The 24,000-nt window shown below is 69.1% G+C and carries 2 protein-coding genes (1 of these 2 cut by a window edge); both read left to right on the plus strand.

Annotated features, from left to right (window positions below):
- The gene (locus ACPXCG_RS07610) at positions 1-8,124 is read left to right on the plus strand and encodes an amino acid adenylation domain-containing protein (protein ID WP_425790723.1); all 8,124 of its coding nucleotides are present in this window, start codon (positions 1-3) and stop codon (positions 8,122-8,124) included.
- A protein-coding gene (locus tag ACPXCG_RS07615; RefSeq protein ID WP_425790725.1) for a non-ribosomal peptide synthase/polyketide synthase crosses the window boundary here: on the plus strand, positions 8,121-24,000 show its beginning. The gene runs 37,781 nt beyond the window's last position; the window shows 15,880 of its 53,661 coding nt (coding positions 1-15,880); its start codon is at positions 8,121-8,123; the stop codon falls past the right edge of the window. Before ACPXCG_RS07610 ends, ACPXCG_RS07615 begins: the two co-directional genes overlap by 4 nt.

A 24,000-nucleotide genomic window follows, 5' to 3' on the forward strand; every position in this document is an offset into this window, starting at 1 on the left:
ATGCACCCGGAGGATGATCGCGTAGCGGACGTCTCGGGGTACCAGCCACTCGCGCTGACCGCAGCTCAGCGGGGTATGTGGTTCGCGGAGAACCTGTCCCCGGATTACTCGGTGACGGTCGCGAATTATCTGGACATCCGCGACGACGACCGTCCGCTCGACATCGAGCTCTTCGCGCGTGTGGTGCGCGAGGTGGGTTGGGATCTGCAGTCCCCGTTCACCCGCATCATCGAGTCGGGCGGGGTGCCCATGCAGCTGGTCGACCCGACGGTCGACTTCACCCTCGCGGTCATCGATCTGCGCGACGACGCGGACCCGATGGCGGCCGCGCTCCGGTGGATGAACGCCGACTACCAGCGCACGATCGATCTGGTCACCGATCAACTCACGGTCACCAGCCTGATCCGCGTCGCCGATGACCGGGCGCTCTGGTACCTGCGCGCCCACCACATCGTGATCGACGGTTATGCCGCACTCACGGCCATGCAGGAGACTCTCGAGCGCTACAACGCGGTCGTCGAAGGTCGGACCCGCACGGATCGGCCGCACGCATCGCTCGCCGACCTCGTCGCAGACGATCGCGCATATGCCGAGAGCACCCGGCACGAGTCGGACCGGGTGCACTGGACCGACCGGGCCGGTGACCTGCCCGAGCGGGTCAGCCTCGCGGTCAGCGCCGCCGTGGCCCCTCTGCATCCGGTCAACCTGATCGCCGGCAGCGCGCTCGACACGGCTCGGCAGGAAGTGTTGGAGGAGCGCGCAGCGCAGATCGGGGGTTCGCCCGCCGTCCTGCTGACCGCAGTGTTCTCCGCATATCTGGCCCGGATGAGTGGCACCGACGACGTGGCGCTGAGCCTGCCGGTGACCGGTCGCGCGACGGCACGGATCAAGCGTGCGGGCGGGATGCTCTCCAACATGCTGCCGATCGTCGCCCGCGACGTGACCGGTCTCACCACCGGTGATCTCGTCGGCCAACTGAAGCTGGAGATGACGGGGGCCCTGCGTCACCAGCGGTACCGGTTCGAGGAGATCCGGCTCGACGCCGGGATGGCGGACTCGAACACGGCATCGTTCGGGCCGATCGTCAACATGATGATGTTCGACAAGCCCATCGAACTCGCGGGCGCCCGGGTGGACTATCAGATCCTGACCTCCGGCATCCTCGAGGATCTCCGGCTCAACCTCTACCAGGCCGGCCCGGGCGAGCGTCTGGTCGTCGATCTGCACGGCAATCCGGAGCTGTACCGACAGGACGAGCTCGACCAGCACCTGCGACGGTTCCTGATCTTCATGGACCGACTGATGGCCGAGCCGAACACGCCGATCGGCGAGGTCGACCTGCTCTTCGACGGTGAGGCCACCACCCTCCTCGAGACGGGGGCCGGGCCGCGTGCCGAGCTGCCCGGCGACGACACCTCACTCCTCGACGACTTCGAACGGCAGGTGGCACTCACCCCCGACGCGGTCGCGGTGGAGTTCGAGGGCCGGACGTGGACCTACGGCGAGTTCGACGCGCTCCGTCTCGGCCTCGCCGGGCGGCTCCTCGACGACGGGGTGGCCGCAGGCGATCGAGTGCTGGTGTCGCTGCCGCGTGGCCTCGCGCAGGTCTGTGCGGTCTACGCGATCCTCACGGCGGGAGCTGCCTACGTGCCGGTGGATCCGGGGCAACCGGCCCGTCGTCGTGCGCTGATCGCGGACTCCGTGGGCGCGGAGGTCGTGATCGATGCCGCTTATCTGACCTGGGCCCGCTTCGACGACGCGCGCCCCGTGGCGCGGACCGCGCCGGTGGCAGCGCGTCGCGACGGCGACGCCTCGGCCTATGTCATCTTCACCTCGGGCTCCACCGGCGTCCCCAAGGGGGTCGAGGTCACGCAGCGCGCGGCGATCAACCGGCTGGGCTGGATGCAGGACGGTCATCCGATCGGCCCCGACGACGCGGTGCTCTACAAGACACCGATCACCTTCGACGTCTCGGTCTGGGAACTGTTCTGGCCGTTGCGAACCGGCGGTCGCATGGTCATCGCCCGACCGGACGGACACCGCGACCCGGAATATCTCGCCCGTCTCATCGAGGACACCGGCGTCACCACACTGCATTTCGTCCCGTCGATGCTCGATGCGTATGTCGACATCCTGTCGCAGCGCAACCGTGCCACCACGACGATGGATGGCATACTCGGCGCCGCAACGGTGTTCGGCCCCACCGTGCGTCAGGTGTTCACCTCGGGCGAACCGCTGAGCCGAGCCCTCGCCGACAAGGTTGGCGCCGTGAGTTCGGTTGATCTGTGCAATCTGTACGGCCCCACCGAGGCGGCCGTCGACGTCACCGAGCATCGGGTGACCGATCAGACGGGCCCGGTGCCGATCGGCCGCCCGATGGTCAACACCGACGTCCGAGTCCTCGACGTCCGTCTCCGGCCGGTTCCGATCGGGGTGGCGGGCGAGCTGTATCTGGCCGGCGCGCAACTCGCGCGTGGCTACGCGGGCCGGCCGGACCTCACCGCGGATCGCTTCGTCGCGGACCCGTTCGCGCCCGCGGGCACGCGGATGTACCGCACCGGCGACCTCGTCCGGTGGAACGATCGTCACGAGCTGGAATACTTGGGACGCACCGACTTCCAGATCAAGATCCGGGGTCAGCGGGTCGAGCTCGGCGAGATCGAGGCGGTACTCGCAGATGTGCCGCATGTGGACGCGGTCGTGGTGGTGGCCCGCAGCGACGACGGCGCCGGACCGATGCTGGTCGCCTATCTGCGTTCGAACTCGGAAACGGTCGAGGAGCAACGGGTCCTCGCGTTCTGTCGCAAGAATCTTCCGTCGCACATGGTGCCGTCGGCGGTGGTGGTCCTCGACGACTTCCCCGTCAACGCCTCCGGCAAGCTCGATCGGTCGGCGCTGCCCGCACCGACGACGGGCGCCGACGTGCCTTTCGAGGCGCCGGAGTCGGCAGTGGAGGTCGCGCTGGCCGATCTCGTCGCCGACCTGATCGGTGCCGACCGGGTCAGTCTGCGCGACAACATCTTCGCGATCGGTGCCGACTCTCTGACGGCCGCCCGTCTGGTGTCGCGGGCGCGGAACGAGTACGGACTGTCGTTGCGGTTGACCGACATCTTCGACAGCTCCGACCTCGGCGAGATCGCGCGTCGGGCCGACGACGCGGCCGACGCCGACCTGCCGGAGCTCGGCCCGGTCGCTGACCGCGCAAGCGTGATCCCGTTGTCCCATGCCCAGACCCGCCTCTGGTTCATCAATCGCATGGACCCGGCGGCGGCGACCTACAACATGCCGGGCGCGATTCGTCTCGGTCCCGATGCCGACCTCGATGCGCTGCGCGGGGCCGTGCTCGACGTGCTCGAGAGGCACGAGGCGCTGCGGACCCGATATCCTTCTGTCGCCGGTGAACCGGTGCAGGAGGTGCTCCCGGTCGTCGACCTCGAGCATCACGCCGAGGTCGAGGTGCGTCCGGTGGTGGGAACCCTCGACGAAGCGGTCGCGAGCGAGACGGTCCGCGGCTTCGACCTGGTCGACGAGATCGGTTTCCGCTGGGCGGTGTTCGCCGACTCCGAGGGCTACGTCCTGGTGGTCGTCCTCCACCACATCGCCGCCGACGGCTTCTCCCTGCGGCCCCTCATCCGGGATCTGATGACGGCCTACCGGTCTCGCCGGGACGGCGACTCGCCCCGGTTCGCTCCGTTGCCCATCCAGTACGCGGACTTCGCCCTGTGGCAGCACCGCATGCTCGGCGACGTCGAGCACCCGAGTGAACTCCAGACCCGAGAACTCGACTTCTGGCGAGCAGAACTCGCCGGGATGCCCGATTTCCTGACGTTGCCCACCGATCGCCCGCGACCCGAGGTGGCAGGCGGTGCAGGCGATTACGTCGATGTGTCGATCGACGGTCAGCTCGTCGCGGGCATCCGGTCGCTCGCGCGACGGGTGTCGGTCACCCCCTTCGCCGTGATCCACGGCGCAGTGGCCGCGGTGCTCGCCCGTCTCGGTGACACCGACGATGTCGCCATCGGCACCGCCCTCGCGGGGCGGGACGACGAACTCACCGCCGATCTGGTCGGGATGTTCGTCAACACGGTGGTGCTCCGCACGCCGGTCGGCACCGCGACCACGGTGAGCGATCTGCTCGCCTCCGCGCACACGGCGCGGGCCACCGCCATGGCGCATGCCAACGTCCCGTTCGAGAGAGTCGTGGACGCGGTTGCACCGCAGCGCTTGTCGTCGCACACCCCGCTCTTCCAGGTCGCCCTGACGATGCAGTCGGACCAGTCCGGCGAGTTGCGGCAATGGGCCGATTCGGCGGAGGTGATCGATGCCCGCGTCCCCGCAGCGAAGTACGACCTCGCCTTCTCCGTCACCGAGCGCTCGGCGGACGGGCCGCCGGACGACGTCCACTACGACGTCGAGATCTCCTATGCGACCGATCTCTTCGACGAATCCACGGTCTCGGCGATCGGCGATCGGTTGATCACGATGATGCAGGGGATGGTGGCCGATGCCGACGCACCCGTCGGCCAGATCGACCTGCTGCCGCCCGACGAGGTCGCGGCGCTGTCCGATCGGTCGCCGTCGGCGGCCGCGCCGCAGACGCTGCGGGAGCTCCTGGCGGCCGGCGTGAACGCGGCGAACCCGGCTGCACCCGCACTGGTCGGTGACGGCTCGACGACCAGCTGGGACGTCTTCGAGATACGTACCAATCAATTGGCGCGCGAATTGATCTCACGCGGCGCCGGACCGGGATCGGTGGTGGCCGTCACGATCCCGCGGTCCGCGCAGTCGGTGATCGCGACCGTCGCGGTCGCCAAGACCGGAGCCGCGTTCGTCAACATCGACCCTCGCCATCCGGCGGAGCGACGCGCCGACATGCTGTTCGACGCGGCCCCGGTCCTCGGCGTCACCGTCTGCGATGTCGCTGTCGATGCCCCGGGCGACGTCGACTGGCTCGTGATCGACGACGAGCAGATCGAGTTGCAGGTCGCCGGTCACTGCGGGACCCGGATCCAGGACGGCGAGCTCGTGTCGGCGCCAGGCCTCGACGACCTGGCCTACCTCATCTACACATCGGGTTCCACGGGACGGCCGAAAGCGGCCGCCGTCACCCATCGAGGACTCGCGAACATGGTCGCCAACCAGCGCGGGACGCTGTCGGTGGGTCCGGCCGCCCGGGTCCTGCACGTCGCGTCGCCCAGCTTCGACGCATCGATCTTCGAGATCGCCATGGCCCTGTGTTCGGGCGGACGGCTCGTGGTGAGCCCGGCCGATGTCTTCGGTGGCGCCGAACTCGACGAGGTGATCGCCGGCGGTGGTGTGACGCATGCGGTCATGACCCCATCGGCTCTCGGTACGCTCGAGCCGTCTCGAGTCCGGAGCCTGTCGACCGTCGTCAGTGTGGGGGAGGCGTGCCCGCCGGACCTGATGCGTCGATGGGTCGGTGCCGGTCGCCAGTTCTTCAACCTGTACGGGCCGACCGAGGCGACGATCTGGGCGACCGCGGCGGGACCGATGCGCGCCGACGACGCGGTGACGATCGGGCCGGCCGTGTCCGGCGTGGGTGCACTGGTGCTGGATCGTGGTCTACGGCCGACGCCCGTCGGGGTGCCGGGCGAGCTCTATCTCACCGGTGTCCAGCTCGGACGTGGCTATCACGGCCGTCCTGATCTGACGGCAACCGCGTTCGTGGCGAATCCCCACGAACCGAACAGTCGTATGTACCGCACCGGAGACCGGGTTGTCCGGACGGCAGACGGTGCCCTGATCTATCAGGGCCGCAACGACTTCCAGCTCAAGATCCGTGGACAGCGGATCGAGCCGGGCGAGGTCGACGCGGGACTCATGGAACACCCCGGGGTGGCGAACGCCCTCAGCCTCGGCGTGCTCGGTCCTGCCGGCGAGACCGTTCTCGTGTCCTACGTGACGGCGGCCGACGGTGCATCGCCGTCACCGGCGGACATCCTCGATCACACCGCCGCGCGCCTGCCCGCCTACATGGTCCCGCAGACCGTGGTCGTCGTGGCGTCCTTCGACCTCACCCCGGTCGGCAAGATCGACCGCACGTCGCTTCCGCCGGTGGACTTCACGATGTCCAAGGAGTTCGTTGCGCCGCGCAGCGAGATGGAGGCCGTGGTGGCCGACGTCTTCGCGCAGGTCCTCGACGTCTCCCGGGTGAGTGTCGACGACAGTTTCTTCGAACTCGGCGGGAACTCGCTGTCGGCGACCAAGGCGGTGTCCCGCCTCGCGGGGGTCTTCGATCGCCGGGTCCCGGTGAAGGACCTGTTCGAGAAGCCCACCGCGGCCAAGTTCGCCGCACACCTGACGTCGACGATGACCGGCCGTTCGGCGCCTCCGCTGACCGCCCGCAATCGCGCCGAGATGGTGCCGGTGTCGGGAGTGCAGCGCGGCCTCTGGCTGCTCAATCGCGCCGACCCGGATGCGGCCAATTACAATGTCGCGCTGGCACTTCGACTGTCCGGCGAGCTCGACACCGACGCGTTGCGGGCCGCGATGGGTGACCTCGTCCGGCGCCACGAGTCGCTCCGGACGACCTACCCGATGGTCAACGCGCTGCCGATCCAGATCATCATCCCGGCCGAGGACATGGTCGACGATCTCGATCTGCGCGTCACCGATGTGGACGGGGACCTGACCGACGCGATCGCCCGGGTCACCGGCGAGGGATTCGACATCGTGTCGAAGGCGCCGCTGCGGATGTCGGTGCTGCGGGTGCGTCCCGACGAGCACGTGCTGGTGTTCGTGGTCCATCACATCAGCGCCGACGGTGCATCGATGGCGCCACTCGCCCGTGACCTGATGACCGCGTACGCGGCGCGACTCGGTGGGGCCGCACCGGCCTGGGTGCCGCTGCCCGTGCAATACGCGGACTTCACCCTGTGGCAGGCCGATCGGCTGGCGACCGCCGGTGACGACGAGGTCACCGAGGGGGATCGTCAGCTGCAGTACTGGGCGGAGCGGCTCGAGGGCGTGCCCGACCAGATCGATCTCCCGACCGACCGCCCGCGGCCGCGCACCCCGAGTTTCGAGGGGCGCACCGTCGAGTTCGAGCTGCCCGCGGATCTCGTCCGTGCGCTGGACTCGGTGGCGCGCGTCAACAACACCACTCTCTTCATGGTCACGCACGCGGCCTACGCCCTGCTGTTGAGCCGCATCTCCGGCAACGACGACGTGGTTATCGGCACGCCGTATGCGGGCCGCGGTGATTCCGCACTCGAGAACGTGGTCGGGATGTTCGTCAACACCCTGGCACTGCGGACCCGGCTGTCGGTCGGCGAGCAGTTCGGCACGCTTCTCGAGCGGGTCCGCAACGAGGATCTCGTCGACATGGCACACACCGATGTGGCCTTCGACCAGATCGTCTCACGCGTACTGCCGGTGGCGCCCACCTCCTACAACCCGTTGTTCCAGGTCATGTTCGCCTTCCAGAACATCGAGTTCCCCACGCTGGAACTCGAGGGTCTGCGCATCTCGCCGGAGGACGAGCAGCTCTCTTCGGCGAAGGTCGACCTGCAGCTGACGCTCTTCCCGAGCGATCCGGCGGGGCAGACGTCCGACGGTGCCATCAAGGCCCAGTTGCTCTACGCAACGGATCTTTTCGACGCGAGCACGGTGGAGCGGATCGCCGACTGGTATGTCCGGGTGCTCGAGGCGGTCGCCGACGACACGACTTGTATCGTGGGAGACATTGTGCTCGATCTCGCCGATGAAGCCACCAGCACCGCGCAGGACGCGGTCACCCTCGCAGATCTGGTGACCCGGGCCGCCGCGGCGGAGCCGATGGCGACCGCGGTCGAGCGGAATGGATTCATCATGGGCTTCGGTGACCTGGATGCGATCAAGACCGCCATGTCGGCCGGGCTGCCCGCCGACGATTCGAACGCCGGCCTCACGATGGCGTTGATGAGCAGCGTCCCGGACCTGGTCACGTCCGGTCCCGACACCCTCGACGCCGTGGTCCGAGAGCTACGGGTGCGCGCTGTCGAGGTCGTCGGCAACGATGGGGACGCGCCCGGCGCCCAGACGGTCGACGGCACCGTTGTCCCGGTGAGAGGCGAGGTCCCGGTGAGAGGCGAGGTCCCGGTGAGAGGCGCCGATCGCGCGTGACGGCCCCCGAGCACGGCCAACGGGACCTCTCCTCCGGATGGGGCCCCCGGCCATCCACCCTGCACCTGATCGCCGTGGCGGCCGCCACGGCGCCGGAGCAGACCTCCTTCACCGGTGCGGCCGGCCCCGTCACCTTCGGTGCGCTCCAGGCGCAGGTCGCGGCCACCGCGAGCGTGCTCGCTGCGAGTGGGCTCGACGCCGAGTCGGCGGTGGTGGGTACCGTCACCGGCCTGATCCCGAAGGCCGGGCTGGCGGCCGGTGAGATCGCCGCCGAGGCGAACCGGGTCGTGGACCGGGTCCGTTCGATCGCGTTCGAGATGTCGGGCTCCTCGGACTGGGGCTCGCTCCCGGGACTTTTCCGTTTGTCCGCTCATCGATTCGCCGATCGAACCGCGGTCGTCGATCTCGACGGCGCGGCCCTGACGTACCGGGAACTCGATGAGCGTTCGGACCGGCTCGCCGCCGGCCTCATCTCGGCCGGCGCCGGTCCCGAGATCTTGATCGGTGTCGCGATGCCGAGATCGGCAGAACTGATCGTCGCGTTGCTCGGCGTGATCAAGTCGGGTGCGGCCTACCTGCCGCTCGACCGATCGCATCCGCTCGAACGGCTGCAGACGATCATCGATGACGCCGGGCCGTTGCTCGTCCTCGCCGACGACGAGACCATCAAGGCCTGGCAGACCCTCGACGTCTCCCTGTCCACGGTTGCCGATGCCGGCAGCGATCACGGTGTCGATCTCATCCCGCAGCACATCAACGGGGCGCATCCCGCGTACGTGATGTACACCTCCGGCTCGACGGGCAAGCCCAAGGGCGTGGTGGTCACCCACGACGACGTGGTCACCCTGATGCGGTCGATGGGTGAGATGTACGACCTGTCCTGCGACGACGTATGGACGATGTTCCAGTCCTATGCCTTCGACGTGTCGGTCGGCGAGATCTGGGTGTCGCTGAGCTTCGGCGGCCGTCTCGTCGTGCTCGACTATTTCACGACCCGATCACCCGCCGACTTCGTGGAGGTTCTCGAACGGGAACAGGTCACCGTCGTCAACCTCACCCCGTCCGCCTTCTACCAACTGGCCGCCGCCGTCCGTCCGCCCGCGAACGGCGTGGTGGCGCCGTCGATCCGGTACATGATCTTTGTCGGTGAGGCACTCGACTTCGCGCAGGTACGCCGTTGGCACGACGACCGGCTCACGCTGGACGGCAACGCGGGACCGTCGCTGAACAACATGTACGGCCCCACCGAGGCGACGGTGTACATGACCCGACGGGAACTGACGATCGATCTCGTCGCGAACAGTCTGGCTTCGGACATCGGCGGTTCCATCCCCGGCACTCGCTGCTACGTGCTCGACCAGCGCCTCGCCCGTGTGCCCGAGGGCGTACCCGGCGAACTGTACATCGCCGGTGGGCAGGTCGCGCGTGGATACCTGGGCCGATTCGGCCTGAACGCAACACGATTCGTCGCCGACCCCTACGAGCCGGGGGCCCGTATGTACCGCACCGGGGATGTCGTGATTCCCCGGGGTGATGCGATGGAGTACATCGGGCGCAGCGACGCCCAGGTGAAACTCCGGGGATACCGCATCGAACTCGGTGAGGTGGAGGCAGCGCTCTTGGACGCGCCCGGAGTGGATGCCGCGGCCGCCGCGATCAAGCAGCGTGACGGTCAACCCGAGCAGATGGTCGGCTACGTCGTCGGGACCGGAACGGACGGCGGAGATCTCGACGGGACCGAGATCAGGTCCGCCGTCGCGATCAGGGTTCCGGACTACATGGTTCCCGACGTGGTGATGGTCCTCGACCAGCTGCCGCTCAATGTCAACGGGAAGCTCGATCGCAAGGCGCTCCCGGTGCCCACGCCGGCCGGCGCGATGGCGTACGTACCGCCGCGCGGCGAGGCCGAGCGCCAGATCGCCACGGTGTTCGAGGCCGTCCTCGACGTCGATCAGGTCAGTGTCGTCGAGTCGTTGTTCGGCCTCGGCGGCAATTCCCTGGTGGCCGCGCAGATCGCCGCGAGGTGCAAGGACGATCTCGACCTGGTGGTGTCCGTCCGGGACATCTTCGAAGCGCCTACGGTGCGCGATCTCGCCGCGCGCGTGGCCGGCCGCCGGCACGTCCACCGACCCGAACTCGTCGCGACCGAGCGGCCGTCGCCGATCCCGCTGTCGTATGCGCAGCGGCGGATCTGGTTCCTGGCCACCCTCGACGCGGGCAGCCACGTCTACAACATCCCGCTGGTACTCAGGTTCCGGGGAGATCTCGATCCGTCGGCGCTCGACGGCGCGGTCCGTGACCTCCTCGGCAGGCACGAGATCCTGCGCACCCGCTTCCCGTCGACCGACGGCGTGCCCGAACAGGTCGTGCTCGGTGAGGGGAGCTACCGTCCCGATCTCCAGATCGATCCGGCGGTCCGCATCCCGGCCGACGACCCGGCCGCTGTCGACGCCGCCCTCGCGGGAGTGATCGGCGTCGGATTCGATCTCGAGACGGCGCCGCCGATCCGCGCACGACTGTTCCAGACCGCCGACGACGAATTCGTCTTCGCCCTCGTCGCCCACCATGTCATCAGCGACGGCGGGTCGCTCACGCCGCTGGCACAGGATCTGGTGGCCGCCTACGGCGCCCGCCGAGGTGAGGGCGACGCAGATCGACCGCGACTCGACGTCCAGTACGCCGACTACACCGTCTGGCAACGACACGTCCTCGGCGAGCCCGGTACCCCCGATTCGCTTGCAGCGCAACAACTGGAGTTCTGGGAACAGGATCTCGACGGTGCGCCGGAACTGATCGCGCTGCCCACCGACCGGCCACGGCCGCCCGTGCAGAGCAATCGCGCCGACGCCGTGACCTTCGAGGTCGACGGAGAACTGTTCGCCGCGATCAGGCAGTTCGCGCACGCGCACAACGCGTCGCTGTTCATGGTGTTGCACGCCGCCTGGGTGTTGGTGCTGCACCGCCTGACCGGTGACCGTGACGTGGTGGTCGGCACCCCCTACGCGGGCCGTGGTGAGCGTGCCCTCGAACATCTCGTCGGCATGTTCATGAACACGGTCGTGCTGCGTACCCCCGTCGATCCGGCCCGCGGCTTCGCGGAGCTGGTCGGGGAGGTCCGTGACCGGGATCTGGCGGCACTGGGCAATGCCGACATCCCGTTCGACATGATCGTCGAGAAGCTGCGGCCGACCCGTAGCACCGCACATTCGCCGGTCTTCCAGGTGCTGCTACTCCTCCAGGACGCGCAGGGCGCGCGGTTCGACCTGCCCGGTGTCACAGCGGAATTGGTCGAGCACTACCGCGACCTGACCGATCACGATCTCGCGATCACCCTGATCGAGGGTGGCGGTGGTGATCAGGTCCTCTCCGGTGTGATCGAGTACGCGACCGACCTCTTCGACCGTGAGACGGTCGGCGAGTTCATCGCGATCTTCGAGCGGATCATCCGGCAGGTCGTCGTCGAACCCGATCGTGCGCTGGGCGACCTCGAGGTGTTGGGCGCGGCCGACGTCGAGCGCCGCCGAGAACTCTCCGCCGGTGCGGTGGTGCCGGTCCGCACCGAGACTATCGCCGACGCCGTGGCGCGACAGGCTGCGGCAGCCCCCGATCTGCCGGCCCTGGTGACCGACGGACGCACCCTGACCTACGGCGACCTCGCATCCCGGATCAATATCCTGGCAAGGGATCTCATCCGACGTGGGATCGGCCCCGATGTCGCGGTCGGCGTGTGCGTCCCGCGCTCGGTGGAGATGGTGGTGGCCATTCACGCCGTGGTCGCGGCCGGCGGACAGTATGTGCCGATCGACGTCGCCGCCCCGGTGGACCGGGTCCGGTACATGCTCGACACCGCAGGTGCCGGGGTCGTATTGGTCGGCCCGGGCGCCCCGCCCGCGGCCGTCGTCGAGGCAGGCGCGGAGATCCTTGCCGTCGAATGTGATTCGGCGGTCGCCGGCGACGACACCCCCCTGCGCGACGACGAGCGCCACACACCTCTACGGCCGGACCACGCGGCCTACACGATCTTCACGTCCGGATCGACGGGACGGCCGAAGGGCGTGACCGTGTCGCACGACGCGGTGGTCAACCGGATGCGCTGGGGACTCGACGAATTGCCGATCGACACGTCCGACACGGTGGTGCTGAAGACGCCGGTCACCTTCGACTGTTCGGTGGCCGAGTTGTTCGCGCCGTTGATGGTCGGCGCCCGGCTGCTGGTGCTCGACGCCGACGGTCATCTCGATCCGGTGTACGTGGCCGAGCAGATCGCGAAGCACCGGGCGACCATGGTGCATTTCGTGCCGTCGATGCTGTCGGTGTTCCTCGAGGTCGCCGGTCCGGAACGGATTCGGTCGCTCGATTCGCTGCGCATCGTGTCCACCACAGGGGAAGCGCTCCCGCCGGCGGTGGCGGCCGAGACGCGGCAGTTGTTGCCCGAGGTGCTGTTCTACAACCTGTACGGGCCGACGGAGGCCGCCGTGGAGATCACCTATCAGCAGATCGACGATGTGGCCGCCTCGCTCGGATCGGTGCCGATCGGTGTCCCGGTGTGGAACTCGACCGCGCACGTGCTCGACGCACGACTGCACCCCGTGCCCAGAGGCGCTGCCGGCGAGCTCTACGTCGGCGGGATCCAACTGGCCCGGGGCTATGCCGCTCGACCGGAACTGACCGCGGAACGTTTTGTGGCCGATCCGTTCGGTCCGCCGGGGTCGCGGTTGTACCGAACCGGAGACCTGGTACGTCACCGAGGCGACGGATCACTGGACTACTTGGGCCGCACCGACTTCCAGATCAAGTTGCGGGGTCAGCGCATCGAGCTGGGCGAGATCGAGTCGGTGCTGGCATCGGCGCCCGGCGTGGTGCACGCGGCCGCGACGGTGGCCGCCGCGCCGGCCGGCGGAGATCATCTCGTGGCATACCTGGCGGGTGCGAGTGGTCAGCCGATCGACCTGGACCGGGTCAAGTCGGTGACGTCGGAGGCACTCGCGGAGTACATGCGGCCCACGGTCTGGATGGTCCTCGACGACATCCCGCTCAACTCGGCGGGCAAACTCGATCGCCGGGCCCTGCCGGAACCCGAGTTCAGCGCAGGGGAGTACGTGGCCCCGGAATCGGATGTCGAGGCGAGGGTCGCCGGTGTGTTCGCCGACGTGCTGGGCGTCGACCGGGTGTCGGTGACCGACAGCTTCTTCGATCTCGGTGGCAACTCGCTGTCGGCGACCCGGGTCGCCGCCCGGGTGGCCGACGCGCTCGGGGCGGACGTACCCGTGCGGTTGCTGTTCGACGCACCCACCGCACGTGAACTCGCCGAACTCGTCTCGGGCGCGGCCGGCCTGCGCGCCGGCCGTCCGGCACTCGTACCCACCGGGCCCCGAACCGAGCCGCTGCCACTGTCGTTCGCGCAGCAGCGGATGTGGTTCATCAACCAATTCGACACGACATCACCTGCCTACAACATCCCCGTCCTGCTCCGCCTGCGCGGCCCGGTGGACGCCGATGCCATGGGAGATGCCTTCGCGGATGTGGTGGCGCGTCACGAAGTGCTGCGCACTCGCTATCCGGCCGGTCCCGACGGCACGCCGCATCAGGAGATCTCCGATGTCGCGGCGGCGACCCCGCTGTTGGACTGGGGGATCGGTGACGAGGTGCGGGCGCGTGAACTCCTGTGGCGCGGCTTCGACGTCGCGGGTGAATTGCCCATCCGGGCACGACTCGCGACGGTCGGCCCCGACGAACACCTCCTCGTGGTTGTTCTCCACCACATCGCCGCGGACGGGGAGTCCGGCCCGGTGCTCGCCCGCGACCTCGCCATCGCGTACACCGCACGCGCACAGTCACAATCACCGGCGTGGGCGCCGATGGCCGTGCAGTACGCCGACTACGCGATCTGGCAACGGGAAGCGCTCGGCGACGACCGTGACCCCGGTTCGGAGATCTCCCGACAGCTCGGGCACTGGCGGACGCAGCTCGCCGGGCTCCCCGACGTGCTGGAACTGCCCACCGATCACCCGCGCCCCACGGTGGCGTCGATGCGCAGCGGAGCGGTCGAGTACCGGGTCGGCGAGGACATTCGTCATGGTCTCGATCAACTCGCGCGTGCCCACGGCACCACGAGATTCATGGTGGTCCACGCCGCGCTGGCCGTGCTGTTGGCGCGGTTGTCGGCAACATCGGACATCGCGGTCGCCACGCCGGTCGCCGGTCGCGGCGAGGTCGCCCTCGACGACCTCGTCGGCATGTTCGTGAACACGCTGGTGCTGCGCACCGAGGTGACCCCCGATCAGTCGCTGGCGGAACTGCTGGGCCAGGTGCGGCGCGTCGATCTCGACGCCTTCTCGCACGCCGACGTGCCGTTCGAACGGGTCGTCGAGGCACTGGACCCGGTGCGGTCGGAATCGTTCGAACCGCTCGCCCAGGTGTTGCTCGTCCTCGATCAGAGCGGGCTCGGTCCGAGTGCGGTCGGCGAGCTCGAGATCACTGCCGAGGATCCGGGTGCCGACGCCGCCAAGTTCGACCTCACGGTCGGGATGACCGAGACCGACGAGGGCGCGATCACCGGCAAGATCATCTATGCCACAGATCTTTTCGACCACGCCGGCGCCGAACGCATCGCCTCCGCATTCCGCAGCCTGCTGATCGAGATCTCCGTGGCGGCCTCGGCCGGAGCCGATCCCGCCGTCGGTGATCTCGCTCTCGTCGACGAGGCCGAGGCGTCGCGCCGCGTGGCAGAGGCCACCGGGTCGCGCGTCGAACTGCCGACACAGGTCCTGCCCGAGGCCCTGAGCGAATTCGCCTCACGCCACCCGGGCGCCCCGGCGCTGCTGTTCGACGACCGCGTGGTCGACCACGCCGAGTTCGCCGCCCGGGTGAACATGCTGGCCCGAACGCTGATCTCGCTCGGTGTGGGGCCGGACGTGGCGGTGGCCGTGTGCATTCCGCGGTCGGTCGAGATGGTCGTCGCGATCCACGCGGTGGTGACCGCCGGCGGACAGTACGTCCCGATCGACACCGAGGCGCCCGCCGAGCGCGCCGACTACATCATCGACACCGCCGGTGCGGCGGTACTTCTCGTCGATCCGGGTGCCCCTCCGGAGCCCGTTTCCGCCAATGCGACGCCCGTCGTGGTGGTCGACGCCGATCGCCCGGTCGACCTCGATGCTCCCGACGCGCAGCCGGTGTCGAACGCCGATCGCACCGGGCCGCTGCATCCCGACCACGCTGTCTACACGATCTTCACCTCCGGTTCCACCGGCCGGCCGAAGGGTGTGACGGTCAGTCACCGCTCGGTGCTCAACCGGTTGCGGTGGGGTCTGGCGAGCTTCCCGTTCGGCACCGACGACACGGTGATCCTCAAGACGCCCTACACCTTCGACGTCTCGGTACCGGAATTGTTCGCGCCGCTGATCGCCGGTGCCCGACTCCTCGTCGCGCGCCATGGGGGACACACCGACCCGACCTACCTCGCCGAGGTGCTGTCGGCGCACCGGGTGACGTCGGTGCATTTCGTGCCGTCGATGCTGTCGGTGTTCCTCGATGTGGTCCCCGCCCGGCAGTTGGCCGCCCTGACCCATCTGCGCTACGTCTTCTGCTCCGGCGAGGCCCTGTCGCCCTCGGTCGCCGCCGCGGCCCGGGACCGGTTCCCGCACGCCGGGCTGCACGACCTGTTCGGTCCGACCGAGGCCGCCGTCGAGGTCGCCCATCAGGGCATCGACGTCGTCGGCGACGTGGTGCCGATCGGCCGACCGACCTGGAACACCCAGACCCTGGTGCTCGATGCACGCCTGCGGGTGGTGCCGGTCGGCGTCCCGGGCGAGCTCTACCTCGGCGGTGTGCAGGTGGCCCGCGGATACGCGGCCCGCCCCGACCTCACGGCCGACCGATTCGTCGCCAACCCGTACGGGGTCTCCGGCGGACGGCTGTACCGCACCGGTGATCTCGTCCGGGTCAATTCGGCGGGTGAGCTGGAATACCTGGGCCGCACCGACTTCCAGGTGAAGCTGCGCGGTCAGCGGGTGGAGCTCGGCGAGATCGAGTCCGTGCTCTCCGGCGTGCCAGGGGTCGTCCACGCGGCCGCGACAGTCGCCACCGGGCCCGGCGATGCTCAGCATCTCGTCGCCTACCTGTCCCCGACGGCAACCGTCGACGTCGATGCGACGCGACGTGCCGTCGCAGCGGCGCTCCCGCAGTACATGCGGCCCACGGTGTGGACGGTGCTCGACGAACTGCCGCTCGGCAGTGCCGGCAAGCTCGACCGCCGTGCCCTTCCACAGCCCGACTTCTCGACGACCGAATCCACCGAGACCGTTGAGCCGGGGACCGAGGCGGAACGCCGTATCGCGGAGATCGTCGCCGGTGTGCTCGGCGCCGACCGGGTCGGCGTGACCGAATCCTTCTTCGCGCTCGGCGGCGACTCGATCATGTCGATCCAGGTCTCGGCGCTGCTGCGCGGTGCCGGGTTCCCGCTCAGCCCACGGGAGATCTTCGAACACAAGACTGTTCGTGACCTCGCCCGGGCCGTCGAGACCTCGCCCGGCGACCTCCTGCACGAGCTGCCGGGCGGCGCCGTCGGCGAGGTGGCCATCACACCGACCGTGCACTGGATGCTCGAACATGCCGACGAACCGTCGGATGTGGCGGACTACTCGCAGGCCGTCGTCCTCACTCTGCCGTCGCGCGTCGACGAGATCGGGCTGAGCGCTGTGCTCGATGCCGTGGTCGCGCACCATCCGGCATTGTCGGCGCGGTTGACGCAGACAGCCGACGGATGGTCGATGCGGGCCGGTGAGCCGTTTTCCGGTGCCGACGCCCTGACCATCTGGACGGCCGACGAGGCTGCCCGGCGTGCTGGGGTCACCGACGGTGCCGCACTCGTCCACGCCGCTCATGCCGATGCGCTGGGTCGCTTGGATCCGGCCGCGGCACAGATGGTCGCCTGCACCGGCGTGCGCGGCGTTGGCGACGATCCGGGCCGACTGATCCTGGCCGTGCATCACCTCGCCGTCGATGCCGTCTCGTGGCGCACCATCATCACCGACCTCGCGATCGCCTGGTCGCAACGGAGTGCCGGCGAGTCGATCAGACTGCCGGACAACGGCACATCGATGCGGCGGTGGGCGAGTGTGCTCGACGGTCTCGCGACCTCCCGCGCCGCCGAGCTGCCGATCTGGGAACGTCACCTGCCGCAGCATCCCACCCTGCTCGGCGCGCCGCTCGCCAGAGACCGGGACCGGCAGTCCGGTGTCCGATCCGAGACGTTCCGGGTGTCCGCCGATCTCGCCGAAGCGGTCCTCGGCCGCATCGCCACCGCCTTCCGAACCGGCGCCGACGACATCATGCTCGCCGCACTCGGACTCGCCGTGGCCCGCCACCAGGGTGGCCCGGTCCCGGTGTCGATCCTGCTCGAGGGTCATGGCCGCGAAGAACACGTCGGTGAGGCGCTCGCCGATCTGTCCCGCACCGTCGGCTGGTTCACGAGCGTCTCGCCGCTCATCGTCGAGATCGATCCCGCCCTACCCATCGCGACGCTCGTCAAGGCCACCAAGGAAGCCGTCGCCGAGCGGCCCGACGACGGCATCGCCTTCGGCGCGCTGCGATACCTCCGACCCGATTCGCCGCTGGCCTCTCGGCCGCTCCCGCCGATCACGTTCAACTTCCTCGGCGCGGGTACGGGTTCTGTCCGGTCCGCCGACGGTGTCGATGCAGACGTCGCGTTCGCACCGGTCGCCGACGCACCCCGCCTGCCCGGTACCGTCTCGGGGACGATGGCCGCGCTCGCGCAGCTCGCGGTCAACGTCAACACCGTGCCGACCGCGGTCGGTCGTGTCCTGGAGGTCGAGTTCAGCGCGCCGGCAACGGTTCTCGACGGCGATGCGGTGGCGTCACTGGCCGCCGGGTTCACCGATGCGCTCGCGGAGATCACCGCCCACGTCGACGAGGTCGGCGATCCCGGACTGAGTCCGTCGGACGTCGCCGCCACGGGCCTCACCCAGGGCGAGATCGATCAGCTCGCCGTCCGGTATCCGGACGCCGACCTGTGGTCGCTCACCCCGCTGCAGCGCGGTCTGTTCTATCAGGCCGAACTGGCACAGACCGAACACGCCCAGGCCGATCACGAACCGGCGGACGGCGCGACCGGCCTCGACGTCTACGTCACCCAGGGCGTCATCGACATCCACGGTCACGTCGACGGCGATCGACTGCGGGAGTCGGCTCGTCGGCTGCTGGGCGATCACCGGGTGCTCCGCTCCGGGTACCTGCGGACCGAGTCGGGCACACCGCTCGCCGTGGTCCCCTCACAAGTCGACCTGGACTGGGAGTCCGTCGACCTCAGTGAACTCCCGGTCGACGACGCCGAACGCCGCGCCGATGAGCTGGCCCTGAGAGATCGGATCACACCGTTCGACCTGGCCGTGCCGCCCTTGCTGCGTTTCCGGCTGATCCACCTCCCGGACGGCGTGAACCGGTTCGTCGTCACCAACCACCACCTGCTGCTCGACGGCTGGTCCAATCCGCTCGTGCTGGCCGAACTGTTCGCCCACTACGGCGGCCTCGAGCTCCCGGGCACCGACGAGACGGTCAGCCGTGACTACGGCGATTTCCTCGACTGGCTCACCCGACGGGACGACGACGCGGCACTGGCGTCGTGGCGCGAGGTCCTCGCCGACGTCGATGGCCCGACCCTGGTACGGCCCGGATTCACCTCCGCCGCAACCGAACTGCCCCGCGACCGGATTGTCGCCGCGGGTGCCGAACTCTCGTCGCGGCTGACCCGCTTGGCCCGCGACACCGACACCACCGTCCCGACCATTCTCCAATACGCCTGGGGCGTGCTGCTGTCCCGACTGACCGGACGCGCCACTGTCACCTTCGGCGAGACGGTCTCCGGCCGGCCGCCGGAACTGCCCGGCGTGGAATCGATGATCGGCCTGTTCATCAACACGCTGCCGGTGGTCGTCGACGTCGATGCGGCACAGCCGGTGCGAGACGGCCTCGCCGACCTGCAGGCCACCAAGGCACGGCTCCTCGACCACCAGCATGTCGGCCTCGCCGACATCGCGTCGGCCGCCGGTCATCACGTGCTGTTCGACACGCTCACGGTCTACGAGTCATATCCGGTGGATGCCGACGCGGTCACCGCGGGCAGCTCGGCGGCCGGCCTGGAGATCGGGCGGGTGTCGCTGACCGACGCCACCCACTATCCGCTCAATCTCGCCGCCGCACCGTCGGACGACGGCATCGACCTGACGTTCAAGTACCTCCCGAATGCGTTCTCGGACAGTGAGATCACGCGTATAGCGGCGCTGTATCAGACACTGCTGGCCGGATTCGTGGCCGCGCCGGACGGCGCCGTCGGTGACATCGAGCTCGTCGATGCCGACGAACGTGCGGTACTCGCGCCGATGACGGCTCCCGCCACGGCGTCGCCGCGCACGATCACCGAGATCCTCGCCGCGCGTGAGGTGACCGGCGACCGCACCGCACTGATCCTCGGCGACCGGTCGATGACCTACGACGAGTTCGGCGACCGCACCCACCGACTCGGCCGGTTGCTCATCGGCGAGGGCATCGGACCGGGAGACGTGGTGGCGGTGGCGGTCGGTCGGTCTGTCGAGTCCGTCATCGCGGTCTGGTCGGTGCTGGCCACCGGTGCGGCGTATCTGCCGATCGACCCGACACTGCCCGCCGACCGGGTGGCCCACATGCTCACCGATTCCGGTGTGGCGGTGGCACTCACCATCGGCGACAGCGGACTCGACAAGCGTTCCGACTTGGTCCGCTGGATTGCGATCGACCACCCGTTGATCCGGACACGGCTCGACGGACTGTCGGGCGCACCGATCGCCGACGACGAACGGACCCGCGCCGCCCGTCTCGACGACCTCGCCTACCTGATCTACACGTCGGGCTCGACCGGTCGACCCAAGGCCGTTGCCGTGTCGCAGCGTGGCATGGCGGAATTGCTTGCCGCGCAACAGGGAATCTCTGGGAACGGTATCTCGGGAACCGAGTCCGACACCCGAGTGCTGCACGTGGCGTCCCCGAGCTTCGATGCCGCCTTCTTCGAGATGGCCTGGGCCATCGGGCTGGGGGTCACCCTGGTGATCTCCCCGGCCGACGTCTTCGCCGGCCCAGCCCTCGTCGAGGTGATCGTCGACGGCGCCGTCACCGACGCGGTCATCACCCCACAGGTGCTCGCGACGATGGAGCCCCACGGCGTCACCTCGCTCCGTCACCTCACGACGGCTGGTGAGGCGTGTCCGCCTGACGTGGTCGAGGCCTGGGCGCCAGGCCGGGAGATGTTCAACCTGTACGGGCCGTCGGAGACCACGGTGTGGGCGACGGCGGCCGCGGTGGTTCCCGGTGAACCGATCACCATCGGCCGTCCGGTGGGCGGCTTCTCGGTGGCGGTGCTCGACGAACGGCTGCATCCGGTTCCGATCGGCGCGGTCGGTGAGCTCTACCTCGCCGGCGATGGCCTCGCGCTCGGCTATCTGAACCGGGCCGGTCTGACGGCGTCGACCTTCGTGGCGAATCCTCTTGGCGAGCCGGGCAGTCGGTGGTACCGCACCGGCGATCTCGTCCGTTGGACACTGGATGCGCGCACCCGGGCTCATCGGTTGGAGTTCGCCGGCCGGGCCGACTTCCAGGTGAAGATCAACGGTCAGCGTGTCGAGCTCGGCGAGATCGATGCCGTTCTCACGGCGCAGCCGGGCGTCGACACGGCGGTCACCCAGGGCGTCGGGGGAGACGGCACCGGTATCCGTCTCGTGAGCTATGTGGTGCCGGAGACGGACAGATCGACGGAGCTCGACCCGGACACTCTCATCGGCGCAGTGAGCGAGCGACTCGCGCGATACATGGTGCCCTCGGCGATCGTCGTCCTCGACGCCCTGCCACTGACCACCAGCGGAAAACTCGACCGACGCGCACTGCCGATCCCGGACGGGCTATCGGCCGAGGAGTTCGTCGCACCGGTCGGCCCCGGCGAGACCGAGATCGCCGAGATCATCGGCGATCTGCTGGGCCGCCACCGGGTGAGCGCGACGGAATCGTTCTTCGACCTCGGCGGCAACTCGTTGTCGGCGACGCGACTCGCCGCACGGATCTCGGCGACCGCGGGCGCCACCGTGCGGGTCCGCGACGTCTTCGACCACCCGACGGTGCGAGACCTCGCTCGGTTGATGAGCCGGTCCGTGACCGACACCCTGGCGTCCGTCGCGCCGGGCTCGATCCCGCGGCCGCCGCACCTCCCGCTGTCGTACTCGCAGCAGCGGATCTGGTTCCTCAACCGGTTCGATCCGGAGTCGCCGGCTTACAACATCCCGCTGGTGTTGCGCCTCGACGGCGACCTCGACGTCGCTGCGCTGCGCGCCTGCATCACCGACGTGGTGGGCCGACACGAGGTGCTGCGCAGCACCTTCGGGGACGTGGACGGGACGCCCGTCCAGACGGTCCACGCGGCCGCCGACCTGTCGACGGCGCTGCGTTGGCAGCACATCGACGGCTCCGACGCCGAGATCGCTGCCGCCGTGACGCAGGCCGTCACCACCGGATTCCACATCGCGACCGAGTTGCCGGTGCGCGTGGTGCTCGGCACCGACGCGGCCGACCGTCGCCGACATGTGCTCGCCCTCGTCGTGCACCACATAGCGGCCGACGGCGAATCGATGACACCGCTGCTCGCCGATGTCCTCACGGCGTACCGCGCGCGGACGGAAGGCGCCGCGCCGGCGTGGACACCGCTGCCGCTGCAGTTCGCCGACTACGCACTCTGGCAGCGCGCGGTCCTCGGTTCACCAGACGATCCCGACTCGGCGATGGCGGCGCAAACCCGTTACTGGACACAACAGTTGGCGGCCCTACCCGATGTGCTCGAGCTGCCGGCGGACCGTCCGCGCCCGGCGGTTGCGACGCTGCGTGGCGCGGCCGTCGAGCTCGAGGTCCGCGCCGAGGTCGCATCCGCGGTCACCGCGATCGCCGCCGATCGGGGAGTCACGTCGTTCATGGTCGTGCACGCCGCGCTCGCGGTACTGCTGTCCCGGTTGTCCGGCACCACCGACATCGCCGTGAGCATCCCGATCGCCGGACGCGGCGATGCAGCCTTCGATCAGCTCGTCGGCATGTTCGTGAACACGCTCGTCCTGCGCACCGAGGTCGACTCGTCGACGACATTCACCGAACTCCTCGATTCGGTGCGGCGCACCGATCTCGACGCGTACGCGCACGCCGATGTGCCGTTCGAATATCTCGTCGAGGAATTGAATCCGACTCGTTCGGAGGCGTTTGCGCCGCTGTCGCAGGTGTTGTTGACGGTCGACGCGTCGTCGCGAGGGAGCATCGATCTGCCCGGGCTGACCGTCACACCCGTACCGGCAGGCGAGCCGTCCGCCAAAGTGGATCTGACCATCGACATCGCCACCGGAGACGGTCCCGAGGACGGCTGGCGCGGCTCGATCGTGTACGCGACGGATCTCTTCGACGCGGCGACCATCGAGCGACTGGGCGGCCGATTCGTCGACCTCCTCGGGGATCTCGCGCGGCACCCGTCGGCGGCGGTCGGCGACAGCCCGTTGCTCACCAGTCGTGAGGACGGCGACATCCGCCGGCTCTCCGTCGGACCCGACGTGGCGCTCCGCGATGCCACGCTGGACACCGCGATCATCGAGCAGTCGCGACGCACACCGTCGGCCCCCGCCCTCGTGTTCGACGACCGGAGCGTGGACTACGCAGAGCTCGTGGCCCGGGTCAGCGACCTGGCACGGGATCTCATCGCGCGCGGCGTGGGCCCGGATGACGCAGTCGGCGTGAGTATTCCACGATCGGTCGACATGGTGGTCGCGATCCACGCGATCGTCGCCGCGGGTGGCCAATACGTGCCGATGGACACCGAGGCCCCCGCCGATCGTGTGCGCCACATGCTCGACACCGCGGGCGTGGCACTGGTCCTCGTCGCGCCCGGCACATCCCCGCAGACGTTTGTCGAGGCCGGCGCCACCGTGCTCGATGTCGACACCACCGCACCGATCGATATCGACATCGATCCGGTCACCGACGCCGAGCGGCGAGCACCACTGCATCCGGGTCACGCCGCATACACGATCTTCACCTCGGGTTCGACCGGCCGGCCCAAGGGCGTGACGGTGTCGCACCGTGCCGTCCTCAACCGTCTGCGCTGGGGTCTGAGCACCTTCCCGATCGATGCCTCGGACACGGTGATCCTCAAGACGCCGTACACCTTCGACGTCTCGGTGCCCGAGCTGTTCGCGCCGCTCTTCGCCGGTGCGCGGATGCTGATCGCCCGCCCGGGCGGACACACCGATCCGGGTCACCTCGCCGAGGTGATCGAGTCGGAGCAGGTGACATCGGTCCATTTCGTGCCGTCGATGCTGTCGGTGTTCCTCGACGTCGTCGACGACGAGACCCTGGCGGGGCTCACGTCGCTGCGGTACGTCTTCGCCTCCGGTGAGGCGCTGCCACCGGCCGTCGCGAAGGCCACCCGCGCCGCACTGCCCTGGGCCGGACTGCACGATCTGTTCGGTCCCACCGAGGCGGCCGTCGAGGTCGCCCACCAGGATCTGACCACTGTCGGCGACGTGGTGCCGATCGGGCACCCGACGTGGAACACCACGACCTGGGTGCTCGACAGCCGGCTGCGCCCGGTACCCGTCGGCGTGCCCGGCGAGCTGTACCTCGGCGGCGTGCAGATCGCCCGCGGTTACGCGGCTCGCCCGGATCTCACCGCGGAACGTTTCGTCGCTGACCCGTTCGGTGCACCCGGTGACCGGCTGTACCGCACCGGCGACCTGGTGCGCCACAACTCCGGCGGCGAGCTGGAGTATCTGGGCCGCACCGACTTCCAGGTGAAGCTGCGCGGAC

The organism is Gordonia sp. DT218, assembly GCF_049847105.1.
Lineage (GTDB): Bacteria > Actinomycetota > Actinomycetes > Mycobacteriales > Mycobacteriaceae > Gordonia.

Coding starts and splice junctions, on each gene's coding strand:
- ACPXCG_RS07610 (WP_425790723.1), top strand. CDS start 1: ATGCACCCGGAGGATGATCGCGTAGCGGACGTCTCGGGGTACCAGCCA.